The 16,560-nt window shown below is 46.3% G+C and carries 15 protein-coding genes and 1 pseudogene; 7 read left to right on the top strand and 9 right to left on the bottom strand.

From position 1 onward, the window contains the following. The coding region (locus AC5V8P_RS12895) for an RDD family protein (protein WP_495473666.1) at positions 1-554 on the bottom strand (554 nt) is incomplete at its 3' end. Between the two features lie 247 nt (positions 555-801). Here AC5V8P_RS12895 and AC5V8P_RS12890 point away from each other — a divergent pair. Beyond that, a complete protein-coding gene (locus AC5V8P_RS12890) occupies positions 802-1,371 on the top strand; it encodes a GNAT family N-acetyltransferase (RefSeq protein ID WP_064797814.1) in 570 nt (189 codons plus the stop codon). Here the strand turns inward: AC5V8P_RS12890 and AC5V8P_RS12885 are convergent. Further along, positions 1,349-1,713 (bottom strand): annotated as a pseudogene (locus AC5V8P_RS12885) (GNAT family N-acetyltransferase); the annotation flags it as partial. The gene AC5V8P_RS12890 and the pseudogene AC5V8P_RS12885 sit on opposite strands and share 23 nt — an antisense overlap. 160 nt (positions 1,714-1,873) lie before the next feature. On the opposite strand from AC5V8P_RS12885, the gene AC5V8P_RS12880 reads away from it, so the two are divergent. Next, positions 1,874-3,826: a BglG family transcription antiterminator gene (locus AC5V8P_RS12880; protein WP_064797558.1), complete on the top strand. Its 1,953-nt coding sequence runs from the start codon at positions 1,874-1,876 to the stop codon at positions 3,824-3,826. Between the two features lie 170 nt (positions 3,827-3,996). Then, on the top strand, positions 3,997-5,994 hold the full coding sequence (locus tag AC5V8P_RS12875; protein ID WP_064797559.1) for a PTS fructose transporter subunit IIABC: 1,998 nt from the start codon (positions 3,997-3,999) through the stop codon (positions 5,992-5,994). Between the two features lie 75 nt (positions 5,995-6,069). On the opposite strand, the gene AC5V8P_RS12870 is transcribed toward AC5V8P_RS12875, so the two are convergent. Next, positions 6,070-6,969 (bottom strand): DMT family transporter, encoded by a 900-nt coding sequence (locus tag AC5V8P_RS12870; RefSeq protein ID WP_064797560.1) that lies wholly within the window; start codon positions 6,967-6,969, stop codon positions 6,070-6,072. A 108-nt stretch (positions 6,970-7,077) separates the two neighbouring features. Here AC5V8P_RS12870 and pdxR point away from each other — a divergent pair, with 108 nt between their 5' ends. Then, positions 7,078-8,451, top strand: a complete 1,374-nt coding sequence (pdxR, locus tag AC5V8P_RS12865; protein WP_064797561.1) for a MocR-like pyridoxine biosynthesis transcription factor PdxR — start codon at positions 7,078-7,080, stop codon at positions 8,449-8,451. Between the two features lie 82 nt (positions 8,452-8,533). Here pdxR and AC5V8P_RS12860 read toward each other — a convergent pair whose 3' ends face one another. Further along, the gene (locus tag AC5V8P_RS12860; RefSeq protein WP_063211821.1) at positions 8,534-8,875 is read right to left on the bottom strand and encodes a DUF3243 domain-containing protein; all 342 of its coding nucleotides are present in this window, start codon (positions 8,873-8,875) and stop codon (positions 8,534-8,536) included. A gap of 240 nt (positions 8,876-9,115) precedes the next feature. Further along, a complete protein-coding gene (locus AC5V8P_RS12855; protein WP_064797562.1) occupies positions 9,116-10,009 on the bottom strand; it encodes a diacylglycerol/lipid kinase family protein in 894 nt (297 codons plus the stop codon). A gap of 146 nt (positions 10,010-10,155) precedes the next feature. On the opposite strand from AC5V8P_RS12855, the gene AC5V8P_RS12850 reads away from it, so the two are divergent. Together AC5V8P_RS12850 and AC5V8P_RS12845 are read left to right on the top strand one after the other, a co-directional pair. Further along, complete coding sequence (locus AC5V8P_RS12850; RefSeq protein WP_064797563.1) at positions 10,156-11,022, top strand: SDR family oxidoreductase; 867 nt, start codon at positions 10,156-10,158, stop codon at positions 11,020-11,022. 197 nt (positions 11,023-11,219) lie between these two features. Next, the gene (locus AC5V8P_RS12845) at positions 11,220-11,561 is read left to right on the top strand and encodes a zinc ribbon domain-containing protein YjdM (RefSeq protein ID WP_064797564.1); all 342 of its coding nucleotides are present in this window, start codon (positions 11,220-11,222) and stop codon (positions 11,559-11,561) included. Between the two features lie 133 nt (positions 11,562-11,694). Here AC5V8P_RS12845 and AC5V8P_RS12840 read toward each other — a convergent pair whose 3' ends face one another. After that, entirely contained in the window at positions 11,695-12,450 is a 756-nt protein-coding gene (locus AC5V8P_RS12840; RefSeq protein WP_064797565.1) for an AIM24 family protein, read from the bottom strand. 259 nt (positions 12,451-12,709) lie between these two features. On the opposite strand from AC5V8P_RS12840, the gene AC5V8P_RS12835 reads away from it, so the two are divergent. Further along, positions 12,710-13,762, top strand: coding sequence for an LLM class flavin-dependent oxidoreductase (locus AC5V8P_RS12835; RefSeq protein WP_064797566.1), 1,053 nt, complete (start codon positions 12,710-12,712; stop codon positions 13,760-13,762). A 125-nt stretch (positions 13,763-13,887) separates the two neighbouring features. On the opposite strand, the gene AC5V8P_RS12830 is transcribed toward AC5V8P_RS12835, so the two are convergent. From AC5V8P_RS12830 to AC5V8P_RS12820, 3 genes are all read right to left on the bottom strand, one after another. Further along, positions 13,888-14,424: a DUF1036 domain-containing protein gene (locus AC5V8P_RS12830; RefSeq protein WP_231116923.1), complete on the bottom strand. Its 537-nt coding sequence runs from the start codon at positions 14,422-14,424 to the stop codon at positions 13,888-13,890. A gap of 60 nt (positions 14,425-14,484) precedes the next feature. After that, positions 14,485-15,993, bottom strand: a complete 1,509-nt coding sequence (locus AC5V8P_RS12825) for an aminotransferase class V-fold PLP-dependent enzyme (RefSeq protein WP_064797567.1) — start codon at positions 15,991-15,993, stop codon at positions 14,485-14,487. Between the two features lie 135 nt (positions 15,994-16,128). Next, the coding region (locus AC5V8P_RS12820; RefSeq protein ID WP_495473665.1) for a DsrE/DsrF/DrsH-like family protein at positions 16,129-16,560 on the bottom strand (432 nt) is incomplete at its 5' end.

The following is a 16,560-nucleotide window of genomic DNA, read 5'->3' as shown; positions in this document are numbered from 1 at the left end:
ATTGTCTTTTTGCTAATCGGCTCTAAATCCCGTACCTTTACGACATATGTACCTGCAGCTAAATCACCAATTCGTTGTCTTGATGCAGTCACTAACACGCTGATACCAGCAGGTAGGGAACCCATTAGCAACGGATTGGTGTCTATTAACCTGAGTAGCGTGCGAATGAGTGATTTAAGAAAACCAGGAGGTTTTCCTTCTCCGTTAACCGCCTTGATACGAAAGACAAATTTGCCAAGCGTATAGCCTGTGAAACCCTCCAAAAGCAAATAATAGCAGAAGAAAGCTATAATCAGAATGCAACGGGTGGCAATTGCTAAGGGCAACAGCCACCTGTCTGTTATTTGAATGACGGAGATAAAGAAACAAATATACCCGATTACAAAAAATACGAAATCAAAAAGGGTTGCTCCCCAACGTCTAAACAAAATAGACGAACCGTAGGTTTTTGATATTTCGGCCATTCTGTTTGTCTCTCCATAATTCTGCCCATGCCGAATGTACCTCTCTCTTGCTGTTGCCTGTGAAGTCTGTGGTAAGTGCTGGTCTTCCAAATCGTACACCTCATTTTAATAATCCATAATTTAAAAACATCCTCCTTATATAACGGTCATTTCATCATCCATGTTTAGGAAAAAATTTTATAAACAAGGAACTAAATATAAATATTCCTTTAGAGGCATTCTTTCATTTGCTTTATAATTGGAAGAAGAAAGCAATGATAATCGAATATTGAACTTAGGAGGTGTAGGTATGCAAGAGAATCTGGGAAAGGTTAACAAGGGGACAGGTGGTGAGAATGTGAAACATGAGTTTCCGGTTATAACAACCGAACGGCTTGTATTACGAAAAATGGTAGCGATGGACAGCAAGGACATGTTGGAATACTTTTCAGATGAGCAGGTGATGAAGTTCTACGGGCTGAGCCCATTTGAGTCTGAAGAGGAGGCACTGGATGAGATCCGTTGGTATGATCGGATTTTTGAGGCAGATCAGGGAATCCGCTGGGCTCTTCAAACGAAGGAAGGTAAAATCATCGGTTCCTGCGGATTTCATAACTGGGATCAACGCCATCACCGAGCAGAAATGGGTTATGAATTGTCCAGAGCCTATTGGGGCCAAGGATTAATGTCAGAGGTACTTACAGCAGTAATCGATTATGGGTTTAATACCCTCTTCTTGAACCGCATTCAGGCACTAGTAGAGCCGGAGAATACACAATCCTTGCGTTTGCTTGAAAAAGCAGGCTTTCGGCAGGAAGGAATCCTGTCTCAGTATGAATTTACGTGCGGGAAATATGATGATCTTTACATGTGCGCACTGCTTAAATCAGAATATATCAATCGTTATCGTCGAACACAAGCTCTTTAACAATGTACGAGGATGAGGGAGCAGGAGAAACCGATGATTATCTGTAATGACTTCGAGCCATAGCTGCTGGCAGTTCTCGGCGATGGCTGTTTGTTTATGCAATTCCAGTAGCTTGTCGCTAATACCCTGACCACGGTAAGTCGGAGCGATGCACAGCGTGCCACAACGCATGGTCTTGTACCCGTCAAACTGCCGAATACCGCCGAGAATTAAGCCGATCGGCTGATCTCCATCCATGGCAAGGAAAGAGTGTTTTCGTGAATTGCCCTCTGGACCGAAAAAACGTGCCGCGAAATCGTCCTGTTCCATGCTGACTTCATTGCATCTCAAATAGGTGATCACTGTTCTTCCTCCTGAAAATCCAGTATATTGGGATTGCCTTATTATATACTCGTATGTTGCTGTAGGGTTACAATTAGTATATCGATAAGCTAATATAAAGCTAATAAAATATAACCCGATGTGCCTGAACATTCTTTATGTTGGAAGATGGGAGATTGGAATGAACCAAAGGCAAGTAGAAATTTTCCGCAAGTTGTTAACTGAATCGAACCGACTCTGGTTAGTGCAGGATTTGGCTGATCAAACGGATTGCTCTGAAAAGACGATCCGAAATGATCTAAAAGTAATTGAAGAATATCTGGTCAAGCACTCCCATGCCAATCTGGTGAGAAGACCGGGGCGCGGCATTTATTTGGAGATTAGTGAAGCGGAGCAGGCTGATTTATTCCACCGATTGTATGCAGGCGATCGTACAGCCCAGCATGAATCGGATGAGGAGAGGATGCTGCATCTCGCCTATAGGCTCTTGATGGATGCCAAGCCTGTAACTATACAAGATTTGGCCTCCCAGTATTATGTGAACAAAACGGTGATTCGCAGAGATATGGAAAAGATTGATGACTGGCTGCACAGCTTTGATCTTGCCTTGGTTACCAAGCAGCGCGTAGGCTTGACGATTCAAGGCACAGAGAAAAACAAGCGGATCGCTTTGGCGCGGATGAACCAGCTGATTGATAGTCCTGAGTTAACGGGACAGATGATGCGCAAGCAGTTTGAGCCGCACGAGATTGCGACCATTAGTCATGAATTAAAAGCATTTCAAAAACATCACGGACTCAGCTTTACGGACGAAACTTTTGAGGGTCTCATGCTTCATATTCTCTTAATGGTCAAACGAACCAAGCTGGGGCAGCCTATCTCTCTCTCCGAGCAAGACATTGCCTTTTTACAGGAGAAAGTTGAATTTACATGGGCTACTTCGTTTTTACAGCAGCTGCAAAAGCTGTTTTCTGTACCTTTTTCCAAGGAAGAAACAGCCTATCTAACCCTGCATTTGCTGGGCGGAAAGTTCCGATATCAGCAAGAGGATAGACAGGGGAAATATAGCGATCTGGCCGACAGCCATCCGCTTTTGCAAGCATTGATTGAGCAGCTAATCCGACGGATGTCAGAGCTGAATATGATTGATTTTTCCAGGGATAAGATGTTGCTGAAAGGGCTGCAAGTCCATTTATATACGACTCTGAATCGGCTTCAGTATGGGTTGACAGTATCCAATCCTATGCTGGCTGAGATCAAGAAGATGTACCCTTACATGTTCGACCGGGTTATTATTACCCTGGAAGAAGTAGGGGGTTCGATCCGGTTATCGTTCCCTGAGGAGGAAGCGGCGTATTTAACCCTACATTTTCAAGCTTCTGTGGAGCGGCTTCACCAGAAGGAGAGCCATCCTCAGAGGGCCGTCATCGTGTGTCACATGGGCATCGGTATGTCCCAGCTGCTGCGCACAAAGGTGGAGCGTAAGTTTCCGGCTGTACATGTGGAGACGACCCTTTCGAAGGCAGAAGTCAAGGACTATCTGGCAACCCAGGAGGTGGATCTCATCATTACAACCGTGGCTCTCCCAGAGATGAGCGTTCCCCACATTCTAGTCTCTCCATTATTGGATGCCAAGGATGAGCGCCAACTGGAGCAAGTAATCAGACGACTGGATGAGCCGGAATCTAGAGCAGCAGATGAATCTGTGTTTTTTAAGTACACAACACCCTTTTTAGTCTTTCCTCAGCAAGAAGTGCAGCGTCCAGAACAATTGATTTCCAAGCTGGCGCAAATACTGGAGGACAAGGGATATGTGGAGACAGGTTATGTGGACAGTGTATTGGCGCGAGAGAAAATGTCAGCTACGACGATTGGAGGAGGCATAGCCATCCCGCATGGCGGCTCTGAGTGGATAAGACAATCCTCCATTGTAATCGCTACCTTAAAGAAACCACTTATTTGGGGAACCGAGAAGGTGGAGCTTGTGTTCTTGCTTGCGGTAAAACAGGATGGGCGGGAAGAAATGCGGCGGTTATTTAAGGAATTGTCCCTAATCAGTGAGCAGCCAGCTCTAGTTCATGCCTTATCTAAGGAGACCGATGCAATGAGACTATTAGGAAAGCTGAAGGGATAAACTGAATTTAAAGCATTATTTTGGAACAGGGCTTATAGATAAGTCCTGTTTTTTTGCCGTTATTTATTCTGTTTTTCCGAAAGTTCCGGTAAAAAGTTCGCCCGATAACAGCCAAAAAGGCGGTTATACTATGAATGTAAGCGGAAACATCAGAGAGAAGGGGAATGACTATGAAGATCTTAGCGATTACCTCATGTCCTAACGGAATTGCACATACGTATATGGCAGCTGAGAATTTGCAAAAGGCAGCAGCTAAGCTGGGTATCGAAATGAAGGTTGAGACACAAGGCTCCATTGGAGTGGAGAATCAACTAACTGAGCAGGAAATTCGTGAAGCGGATGGCATTATTATTGCAGCGGATAAGACGGTGGTCAAAGATCGCTTCGTCGGCAAGAAACTGCTGGTCGTCGGAGTACAGGATGGGATTCGTCGTCCGGAAGAATTGATCCAGCGGGTGATGAAGGGGAATGTGCCTGTGTACCAGGCAGAGTCACGTGCCTCCGATGCTAGCTCGCAGGAGAACAAACCGAAGCAAAATCCTATCTACCGCCACTTAATGAACGGTGTATCCTATATGGTGCCTTTCATCGTCATCGGGGGTTTGCTTATTGCCATTGCGTTGACGATTGGCGGTGAGAAGACACCAGGCGGTTTGGTAATACCGGACGGTTCATTTTGGAAGACCGTTCAGAATATCGGTTCGGCTTCGTTTACCTTTATGATACCCATCCTGGCTGGATTCATTGCGATGAGTATTGCGGATAGACCGGGGCTTGCACCTGGTATGGTTGGCGGATTCATTGCTGCGAATGGCAGTTTTTATGGAAGTGAAGCGGGAGCGGGATTTATTGGCGGAATTATCGCTGGTTTCCTGGCGGGTTATGTTGCACTGGGTATTCGGAAATTGAAGGTTGGGCGAGCGTTACAGCCGATCATGCCTATTATCATTATCCCTGTGTTGTCATCATTAATTGTAGGATTAATCTTTGTTTTTATAATCGGTTCTCCAGTCGCACATTTGTTTGAAGCTTTAACAGGTTGGCTTGCAGGTATGCAAGGTACAAGTTCAATTCTATTGGCACTGATTTTAGGAGCGATGATCTCCTTCGATATGGGGGGTCCGGTCAATAAAGTAGCATTTTTATTCGGCTCGGCTATGATTGGTGAAGGAAATTACGAAATTATGGGGCCGATCGCCGTTGCCATTTGTATTCCACCGATTAGCATGGGGCTTGCAGCAATGATCAACAAACGTAAATTTGCACCGGCGGAACGTGAAGCTGGGAAGGCGACATTCACAATGGGGCTATTCGGTATTACTGAAGGGGCAATTCCTTTCGCAGCGCAAGATCCATTGCGGGTTATTCCCAGCATCATGGCAGGGTCCATGGTCGGTTCGGTCATTGCGATGCTTGGGAATGTAGGAGATAAGGTAGCACATGGTGGACCGATTGTAGCCGTCCTTGGTGCGGTGGACCATGTGTGGATGTTCTTCATCGCCGTTATTGTCGGCGCAGCTGTCTCGGTTCTTCTGGTGAGCCTGTTGAAAAGAGATATTACAACGGCCAATCCGGTTGTTGCCGGAGAGGCGATATCTGAAAATTCTGCGGCAGTAACGGAACAATCTACGATGACTACAACTGCCGCCGCCCCATCAGTTTCACCAACTGTAAATAGCGAGCCGGAAGTATCTTCGCAAGCGATTCACATTGAGAAGTTGACAGATATTGTAACGATGGATCTGATTAATCTGGACCTGGAAGGAGCGACCCAGGATGCCGTGATTAATGAAATGATCGGAACCCTTGGGAGAACTGGAGCCGTAAGTTCCGCCGGTGATTTTAAACAGGCCATATTGGATCGAGAGAAGGAAAGTTCGACAGGCATTGGAATGAATATTGCCATCCCTCACGGCAAATCGGAAGCTGTTCTGAAGCCAAGCGTGGTCTTTGGAGTGAAGCGGAGCGGAGTAGACTGGAAAAGCCTAGACGGAAGTGAAGCGAAACTGATCTTCATGATTGCTGTTCCGCGTAATAGCAAGGATAATGCACATCTCAAGGTGCTGCAAATGCTGTCCCGTAAACTGATGGATGATCGTTTTAGAGAGGCGCTTCTGGCGGTCACTACAAAGGAAGATGCATATGAATTGTTGGGTCAGGTACATTAATACTATGCGTTAAGAACAGGGGGCTCCCGAAGTTACAGTAGGGAGCCTCTTTTTTTAAGAACGGCGTTACGAGAGTCAGCGGCGTTTATGGTGTGACATGAGCAGGATACCAAGGAAGATAAAGCCTGTACCTGCCAGATGAGCAAATGAGAAAGATTCACGGAGGATGATATAGGACAACAGCAGTGTACTAACGGGAATACATCCCGTGTATACAGCGGCCGTACTAGCCGGTACCCTTGAGACGCCCCGGAACCATAAAACGTAGGATAATGCTGTGACAAAGATACCGTAATACAAGACAAGTCCAATCTCCCCTGTACTAACTTGTTTAAAATCGAACTGTCGGGCTTCCCCGAAAGAACATGCCATAAACATAAGCATTGAAAAGAGTGTTATGTACATGGTTCCAAGCAGGGAAGAGACATCGCTGGATAGCATTTTGCGTAATACCGTTAGTGCCGCTTCCCCGAACACAGCAAACAGAACAAGCAACATGCCAATAAATGAGGTTGCATTGGGGGTATTAAACCGGAGTGCTGCTAGATGAGGCACTTGCAGTGCCAAAACACCGAGCAGCGAACAGGCAATGCCGAGCCCGGGACGCAGCGAAATTTTTTCTCTCAACAGTACATATGAAAGAAGGGCCACGATAGCAGGGGTCAAACTTGTTAGAATTCCACTTTCGGAAGCAGAGGCGTAGGCCAACCCGTATAGCATCAGAACCCGGAAGAGAAACATGCCGATCAAGGCCTGAATGAACAAAATTAGTGCATCTCGTCTACTGATCCTAAATGAGGTTTTCTTGATGAACACTATGGGCACTAAGAATAGAAGGGCAACGGCTAGACTGGCTGATTGCGATAAAAAGACAGGCAGCTGCATTACGACCAGTTTACCTACTACCACAGAACTGCCAACGATAAAGGTTGCAACCACTAATTCCATGTAAGTCGAAAAGGTAGGCTTGTTCATTTCATGTCACCTCTTGTACAGATATTGATATATACTGTAGCAATAGAAATTGGGCACTTGTAGATCCAGTTGAACAGGTTTTTGACAGTACCGCTTGAGGAGGCACCTATGTGGATCTCTATCGATAAAAATATGACAGTTCCGATGCTGCGTCAGGTGTATCAGGCCATAAGGGATCAAATTTTAACCGGAGAACTGCGGGCAGGATATAAGCTTCCTTCGACTCGGGTACTGGCCTTACAATTGAATGTCTCCCGTAATGTTATTCTCGAAGCTTATGAAATGCTGCTGGCTGAAGGTTTAGCCATTGCACGCCCGGGTTCAGGCACCTATGTAGCCGAGGGGGCTGTTCTTCCGGGTTACGTATCCACACCGCCTGTTGAAATGCCAGAGCCTGCAATGAATGCTCTATGCTCAAATGAGCAGTCGACCATTTCCTTCCGGACAGGCCTTCCTGCACTGGATTTGTTCCCACGCAAATCATGGGCCGATTTGCTTCAGAGCGTATGCAAAGAGGCTCCTGATCTCGCATTGGGTTATGGCGACCCTGCTGGAGAACTGGAGCTACGAAGGGAACTGGCCAACTATTTGGTTCATACCAGAGGAGTGAAAGCAAGACCAGAACATATTGTAATCACGAGCGGAGCAGTGCAAGCGATTCAGTTGGTCACCCGTCTGCTGCTGACCGTGGGCGACGAGGTTCTGGTCGAGGAACCGACGAACGAAGATTTGAGAAGCATTTTGTCGGCTACAGGGGCAACTCTACGAAGCATGCCTGTGGATGATTTGGGAATGCTAACAGCCAATTTGCCGCAAAAAGGGTGCCCCAAACTGGCATATCTGACACCTTCGCACCAGTTCCCTTTGGGAGGCATCCTGCCAATCCAGAGAAGGATCGAGCTGATTCAGTATGCAGCCCGGACAGGGTGCCTGCTGCTCGAGGATGATTATGACAGTGAATTCCGATATGATGGCGGACCTGTTCACTCCTTGCAAAGTTTGGACCCGGAACGGGTACTATACGTTGGGACGTTTAGTAAAATCTTGTTTCCTGCCTTGCGGATCGGTTATATTGTTCTTCCACCATCACGAGTTGCTGATTTTATCCGTTTGAAGCAACTGGCAGATTACCAGACGGCGAGCCTGGAGCAAATTGTGTTGAGTCGGTATATCAGGAAGCGACTCCTTCATAATCATGTACATAAGATGAAGAAAGTATATGCCAAGCGTCGTCAAGTGCTGATCAATAGCCTTGAGCAGCACTTTGCAGGGCAGTACAGAGTGTGCGGCCGAGCGGCGGGTCTACATTTAGTAGCAGAGTTTCAGTTTCTGTTCCGAGAGGATTTACTGAATTGTCTCCGTAGCCAAAATGTGTTTGCGGTACAGCTTGAAGGGAACCGGCTGCTCATGGGCTATGGACATCTACATGAAAGCGAGATACGCGAAGGGGTTCGCAGAATTTGGAACGGGCTTCAACGATAGTAAACGCAAGAGCAGTCTATCCTTGGATGAGGACAGACTGCTCTTTTATAGTAAGATATCATTTTTCATACATTATCTATTCCTATGAGGATTGAGCCACCCGTACCAGCATATGAGCAAGCGCGTGCTGCTGCTCTTTGTCCCCTACCTTCCATAATTCCTGAAGGAGCTTCTCTTCGCTGTTTCGCGGTTCTTCCTTGGCTGCCAGATATCCCGCGATCTTCTCCGCTGCTTTTGCCATTACTTCTTCATTCAATCCGATTTTTTGAGCCATTTCAATTTTGTCGCTCAAATAACTTTTGAATGAATCAAAGCTGCCCAAAATGTCATCCTTTTTGCTGTCATCTATCCGATTTAGTGCGTCATCTACCTTGTTCAAGGCCACTTCGCCTTCCTTATTTACAACATGATTGTGCTCTGACATTTCTAACGCCTCCTCAAGATTGTTTTCTAGGATAAGGGCTGCTTACGGTACAGTAGTACTTACCCCAGCTAACCAAGATGAAAACGATGAGAAGCAGAATGCAAATCAACGATTTACCCAGCTTAAGCTGAAGAGCATGACAACTTTAATCCCAAGTCGGCAAAAATATATGTACAACGTACCTATCTATGAGGAAAATGGAGCGACTGTAAGCCTCAAGGCCTGAGGGTAACCAACGTATTACTTAGACTCCTCAGGCACAATCACCTCGATATGACGCGGTAAAATACCAAGCTTGATAGGCAAAGATGGTCCTTCCTCACCATCTACATTCGTACTGACCGATGCTGCGGAATGGACACTTACATGCTTTGCGGTAAAGTAAACGACATCTTTATGATCCTTCAGGCTGCCTAAAAATAAGGATATGCCGGCTGTCATCGTGTTCAATATATTGAGGCTTTTGAAAATAAAGCAGTGAAGTAGGCCATCGTCAACAGCAGCCCCGGGCGCCAGTCTCTCGAACCCGCCAACTGAGTTGGTTAAGGCAGCAAGAAAGAGTGGGGATTCGCCTTCCCAGGTCTTGTCATCGTAGCGGACGATAAGCGGGTGGGCAGGATGGTTGATCAGTTCTTTCATGCCTTCTTTAAAGTAGGCCAATGTGCCAAACATGGATTTATCGTCTGACGACACAGCGGATAGCGATTCGGCAAGCGAGCCAGTGGCAACAACATTGGCAAACATTCGTCCGTTTAAGAGTCCCATATCCACGGCTTTCACGCGAGTAGAAGTGAGTGCATGGCTTGCCAGTTCGGGACTTAGTGGAATTTGCAGGGCACGGGCAAAATCATTAACAGTCCCAAGAGGGATGACCCCCAGTTTTGGACGATGATCTTGATCCATGAAACCGTTAATGGTTTCGTGAAGCGTACCATCTCCACCAAGGGAAACGACAAGATCATAAGCCTCCTGACATGCAGTGATGCAAAAACGGGTGGCATCAAGTTCTTGTGCCGTCTTTTTGACTGTTACGGTGTATCCTTGCTTATATAGAATGTCTTCTACATTTCTGACATGTTGGAGTGATTCCTCTTTGCCGGAAGAGGGATTTACAATGACCATAGCATTCTTCATATACATATTCCTCTCTTTAGGAAGGTTTGGGTTACCAAGGTTACCAACCCTTACCCGAAAAGCATACCTTTAGACTCTAAATTAGACATGTATAATATTTTTAGTTACTATATAAAAGTAAATAAAATCTGAATGGAGGGTTTCGTGTGAAAATTGCATTAACAGGAGCAACAGGGCAGCTGGGTTCCATTGTGGTAGATTCGTTGCTTGCATCTATCCCGGCAAAAGATCTTATTGTTAGCGTAAGAAATCCGGAAAAGGCAGAAGGGTTACGTAATCGTGGCGTTGACGTTCGTCATGGCGATTTTGATAAACCGGAAACGCTCGATCAAGCATTTGCCGGTGTAGATCGGCTGTTGATTATATCTGCAGACGGGGATAATGATACTAGAATCCGTCAGCATAAAGCAGCTGTTGATGCTGCTGTGCGTGCGGGAGTAGGCTTTATCGCGTATACCAGTGCGGCCAATGCCGCTGACAGCACTCTATTCCTTGCACCTGTACATCGTATTACGGAGGAATTCATTCGCGAGTCGGGTATTCCTTACTCCTTCTTGCGTAATAACTGGTATCTTGAGAATGAAGCAGGCACGATCCAATCTGTACTTGCGGGAGCTCCATGGCTAACTTCGGCAGGGTCCGGTAAAGTGGGTTGGGCTGCCCGCGCCGATTATGCGCAAGCCGCTGCGGCCGTGTTGTCTGGCGAAGGGCATGAGAATACAATCTACGAGCTTTCTGGTAAGCCGATAACTCAAGAAGAGTTGGCAGCGATACTTGCTGAGGTTCTGGGTAAAGACGTTCCTGTACAGCAGGTGGACGATGCAGCGTATGCCGAGGTTATGCTCGGTGCGGGAGTCCCGGAAGGTGCCATCCCTATTGTGGTCGGCATTCAACAAGCGATTCGCGAAGGAGCCTTGAATGTCGTAAGCAACGACTTCGAGAAGCTGTTGAAGCGTCCGCTGACGCCGCTTAAGCAAGGAATTAGTGAACTGATCAAGCAAATCCAAGCATAATAAACGAGTCTTAAAAACGGATGCTGCCTAGAAAGGTTAGCATCCTTTTAGTTATATTCATGAGTGGCATCATTGTTGATTATCCAATATACTTGTAGGGAACTAAAACTCCAAGGTAGGCTTGGAGGCAAGCTTGATCTATTTAAAGAAGATGAGCACAGCAGTAGAATTTGAAAATGAATGGGGTACATAATACGATGTCTAATTTACCAAATTGTCCTGAGTGTAATTCAGAATATACTTATGAGGACCGCAGTCTGTTCATTTGTCCGGAATGCGCTCATGAGTGGTCTGCCGAGTCAGACGCTGATAGCAGCGAAGATGTAAAAGTCGTCAAAGATGCGAATGGTAACATTCTGAAGGATGGCGACGCTGTAACCGTCATTAAAGACCTTAAAGTGAAGGGAAGCTCTTCCGTTTTGAAAATTGGCACCAAAGTGAAAAACATCCGTCTGGTAGAAGGCGACCACGATATTGATTGCAAAATTGATGGTTTTGGAGCAATGAAGCTAAAATCGGAGTTTGTTAAAAAGAATTAAAGTGTACAGCAGAGAAACTGTTCAGTTCCAACTGTTCAGCTTCATGAAGATAAAAAAGGAGAGGCCCTCGGCTTCTCCTTTTTTATTAGCATTTGGCGTTATTGGATTTCCAACGCTCAGACCCACAGAGGGGTCACAATGGTGCTAGCCATACGGTTCCTGTCCCCCTGTATACATTAACCAGCCCCTCGCCGGAAGCAGCCGAGCCCAGTTTGGTTTTTCCCGATTTTTCGACGGTGAACTGTAGGGTGTTGGACCACATAAGGGCAAAGTTGCCATCCACCTTGAGCACATCATTTTGCAATTCGATAACGACTGCTTCATCAGAAGGGATCGGCGCTTGAAGTGCCAGCACTCCTTTTCCACGGGCGCTTAAATTAAATAACCCTTCTCCGCCCAGTGCAGCAGAAGAAAGATTACTGCGTGCAACGACGGATATGTCCAGCGTGGTGTCGCAAGCTAAAAACAATCCGTCTTCGATGGCAATGTCATCATGATCGACATCAATAAGCCAAATATATTGGTAGGTAGGCTCCAGCATGATGGTACCTGTGCCTCTATAGTGCGGCTTAATGGCACCTGTCCCTGTCACAGCACCGGACACCAAGTTTCGCATTAGGCCTCCGACACCTTTTATACCCGTAGTCATTTCCATGTTGCCCACAGTATATTGCATCGCTCCCGCTCTCATCATAATCTCACTGTTGTTGATTTCAATCATGAGCTGCTTGCGGCGCATGTTACTTTTGCTCATATAGTAATTGTCTTTCGCCTCCGCAACCGAGGTGCAGCTCAAATCTGTTATGTATTCCAGTACCGTGAATCCACCTAATTGGTCAGTGATGGCAACATTGCTGTTATCCTTTAAATTATTAATAACAAAAGCCATAATGTATGTGCCTCCTTGTTGTTTTCGTGGTGTGGGGATAGCTATCTTCTTTATTCCATACCATATTCGACATAGAGAATCCTTTTCCTGCGTCGAATCTTGGCACTTCTCTCGCCTAATTTTCAGACTTAGAAAAGGAGAGCTTGAAAAAGATGCAAAAAAGGTTCAATATAAAGATATCGGTTTTTAAAATGATTTGCTTCAACAACGACCGAATGTGAACGAAACGAAACGAAACATACAATAGGGGGTAGGATAAGTGGAAATAGGTATAAGTACATTTGTAGAAACAACGCCGGATCCCCAAACCGGTGAGGTCATCAGTCACGCACAACGGATACGTGAAGTGGTCGAGGAAATTGTGCTCGCTGATCAGGTAGGGCTGGATGTGTACGGTGTGGGGGAGCATCATCGTAAAGATTATGCTGCATCTGCTCCGGCGGTTATACTGGCTGCGGCGGCGGCACAGACCCAGCGAATTCGCCTAACCAGTGCGGTGACGGTGCTTTCATCGGATGACCCGGTGCGTGTGTTTCAGGACTTTGCTACACTGGACGGTATTTCGAATGGACGAGCTGAGATTATGGCAGGTCGAGGTTCTTTTATCGAATCGTTCCCGTTGTTTGGATATGACCTCGATAACTACGATGAGTTGTTTGATGAAAAGCTGGAACTTTTATTGAAAATACGGGAATCTGAGAAAGTCACCTGGAAAGGCGGACATCGGCCCGCAATTAACAATTTAGGCGTATATCCGCGTCCGGTGCAAAATCCTTTGCCAGTATGGATCGGAAGTGGAGGTAATCAGGAATCTGTGGTTCGTGCGGGCTTGCTTGGATTGCCGTTGGTGCTTGCTATTATTGGAGGCAGCCCGATGCAGTTTGCACCCTTGGTGGAATTGTACAAAAAGGCAGCTAAGCACGCAGGTCATGATGCATCGCTGCTTCCGGTTGCATCCCACTCCCATGGTTTTATCGCGGAAACGACAGAGCTTGCAGCGGAAAAGTTTTTCCCCTCCACACAGCAGAGCATGAATGTGCTTGGGCGTGAACGCGGGTGGGGACCTTACACTCGTTCCAGCTTCGATGCTGCGCGCAGTTTTGAAGGGGCATTGTACGTAGGCGATCCCGATACGGTTGCTAATAAAATTATTCACCTCCGTAAGCAAGTAGGCATTACACGTTTTCTGTTGCACGTACCTGTCGGCACGATGCCGCATGATGATGTCATGAGAGCTATTGAGCTATTGGGAACCGAGGTAGCGCCACGGGTTCGTGAGGAGATAACCAAGTGGGAATCAGAGAGCAAATAAGCGGATTGAACTCAGCATAGAGAAAAGAGAAAGGAGCAGACCATAAGCGATAAGGTCGCTCCTTTTAATATAAAAAATAGTTCTGCTTTAGATCTCCTGCCATATTGCCTTTTTGGAATTCTACATCATTTCTTTCTCAGCTTTGTGGGTACGGCAACACGCTTGGATGATAAAGGTTTTCCTTGTTTTAGTTTTTTAGCCTTTCTAGGTATTCTTACGATTAAGGAGTCTTTTGTGCTTTGTTTGGAAGGCAAGGCTAAGCGGATATTCCCAGCTTGAGGTGCGCTTTGGCTAGAGCTGGTAATCAGGTTGATGGTGTAACTTGCGTAGATTGAACTTACAGGAATCCGCCGCATACCTAAATTTCTACAGGTTGTACATCCTACGTTCCAACACCAATGGAAGGCTTGGCTAGGAAGCTGGGTAAAGTAAGAACCTGACCATGTGCGTCCAAAGCTACTTTCGGCATAGTAATAGAACGTATTGCCTCCGGCATATCCACTCCAAACCTCTATTGTCTGCCCAGGATCTACACGATACCAGCCAATCTTGGCATAGTTAACAGGACTGCAGCTGAAGTTTGGATAAGCGTAAGCAATATAGATAGCGGCATTAGTACTGTTACGAAAATTAAGACCCATTGTCGTCACTTCTTTCCTCATATAGTAATCTTACAGTGTATCCTATGAGGATTTTGAGAGAGGGGAACGGACAGAAGTCTTTTAATCACTAAAATTGAACCATTTGCCGATGTCTATTTTGTTATGTTCATTCATAGATTGCCATTCGTTTGATTGCGGTTGATAGGTATAATCTTTTTGCCAGACCCTAATGTTTTCCACGATAGCCCGTATGGCGGAGACCATATAGGAGACCTCCTGATTCGTCATCATGGGATGGAGCGATAGACGCACCCAGCCTGGCTTCCGTGATAAGTCTCCCGCATGGATCAGGTCTGTCATTTGTTTAGATGCTTGCTGGTCGATGCCGAGCAAATAATGTCCATAGGGGCCAGCACAAGAACAGCCACCTCGGACCTGAATGCCAAATCGGTCATTTAGCAGTTTTACAATCAGGTTATAGTGAATATGGCCGACAACGAAAGAAACGATTCCCAGCCGATCTTGGCTGCTTCCCCCCAAAATGTGCAAACCGGGTATGGTGCTCAAGCCTTTTAGCAATAATGAGGTCAGCTCCTCTTTACGCTCCGATATGCGGTTGTATCCCATTTGTTCCTTCAACTGAATACAGAGTGTGGTTCGAACAGCCTGTAAAAAAGGGGGTGTCCCTCCATCCTCACGGGCTTCAATACTATTTTTATACTCGTATCCACCCCAGGGATTAGTCCAACTAACGGTGCCGCCTCCGGGCTGATCGGGAGCATAATTGAGGCACAGCCGCGAATCCATGATGAGAACGCCGCTTGTGCCGGGGCCGCCAAGAAACTTGTGAGGAGAAAATACAATCCCGTCCAGTTTCTCAAGGGGATCTGTAGGATGCATGTCGATTTCCGTATAAGGTGCGCTTGCTGAAAAATCAACAAAGCATACGCCGCCATGTTCATGCATTTTGCGGGATAGCTGGTGAATCGGCACTTCAAACCCTGTAACATTGGAGCAGGCTGTAAAAGCACCAATCTTGATCAGGCGATGCCTAAATTGAAGCAGCAGTTGTTCAAGATGAGCTGGATCGACCATTCCATCAACACCCGGAGGGATACACACCACCTCTCCCATGGTTTCTGCCCAGGAAATATGATTCGAATGATGCTCCATGTGAGTAACGAAAATAACGGGGCGTTCTTTTTCGGCGATGGGGTAGAGGGGGGTTAATTTTTCATGTATTTTCAATCCTAATAGTCGTTGAAGCTTGTTCACCGCACCTGTCATCCCCGACCCGGCGAATAGGATGATATCATGTTCGTTGGCATGAACGTGGTTCTTAATGATTTGTTTCGCCTTTTCATAGGCTTGGGTCATCAAAGTGCCTGTCAAATTAGACTCCGTATGCGTGTTCGCCACGAATGGACCTAATTCATAAGCTATTTTCGACTCGATGGGTCCATACAGACGACCGCTGGCAGCCCAATCCGCATAAATCAGCTGTTTAAGCCCATATGGAGTTTCAAAGGTCTGGTGATAACCGATTGTATTTTCGCGATACCTTTGGAAATGAGCCTCGTTAGAAGGCTGATACCTACAGTTATTACTTCCGATTCGAGCCATGAGCATACGGCGCCTCCCAAGTCGTTCTGTCTTCTTAGGGTACGTAGATAGGCCAGAATAGGTTAAAAAAAATGGGCGAATGTCATCATTTAGTCAAAATAAAAAGCCTTATCCAACAGTAGGATAAGGCATGAGTATATATTAGATAAAAAGCTGCATATCCGATTCGAGCGCATCCTTCAGATACGTTTTGGCCTCGATAATTTCCAGTTCAGGTATAAATTCTTCCGGTTTAAAGCCCATAATATCCACCGATAGCTTGCAGGCATAAAATTTGACGTTTTTCTTCCGGGCTCCTTTCAGGAAATGAATCAGCTTCGGTGCCTCATTGTCTTCCAGCATTTCCGTCAGCATCAGCTTGCCCAGACCGCTAAAATTCATATGGGACAGCGGCATGGATTCAGGCCCTTTGGGAGTCATCAAATCCATCAGTTTCTCGTAAAGGGTCTTGTCCTCTAGCGTCATTTTATCGGGATCACGAACCAATGATAATCCCCAGAACGCAAAAAACATCGTAACCTCGACATCCAGCTCCCGAGCTGTATTGGCCAAAATCAGCCCAGCCATTGCTTT

This window comes from Paenibacillus sp. N119s (genome assembly GCF_059447605.1).
The sequence above is the reverse complement of the archived record's forward strand: the minus strand, read 5'-3'. Positions and strand labels throughout refer to the sequence as shown.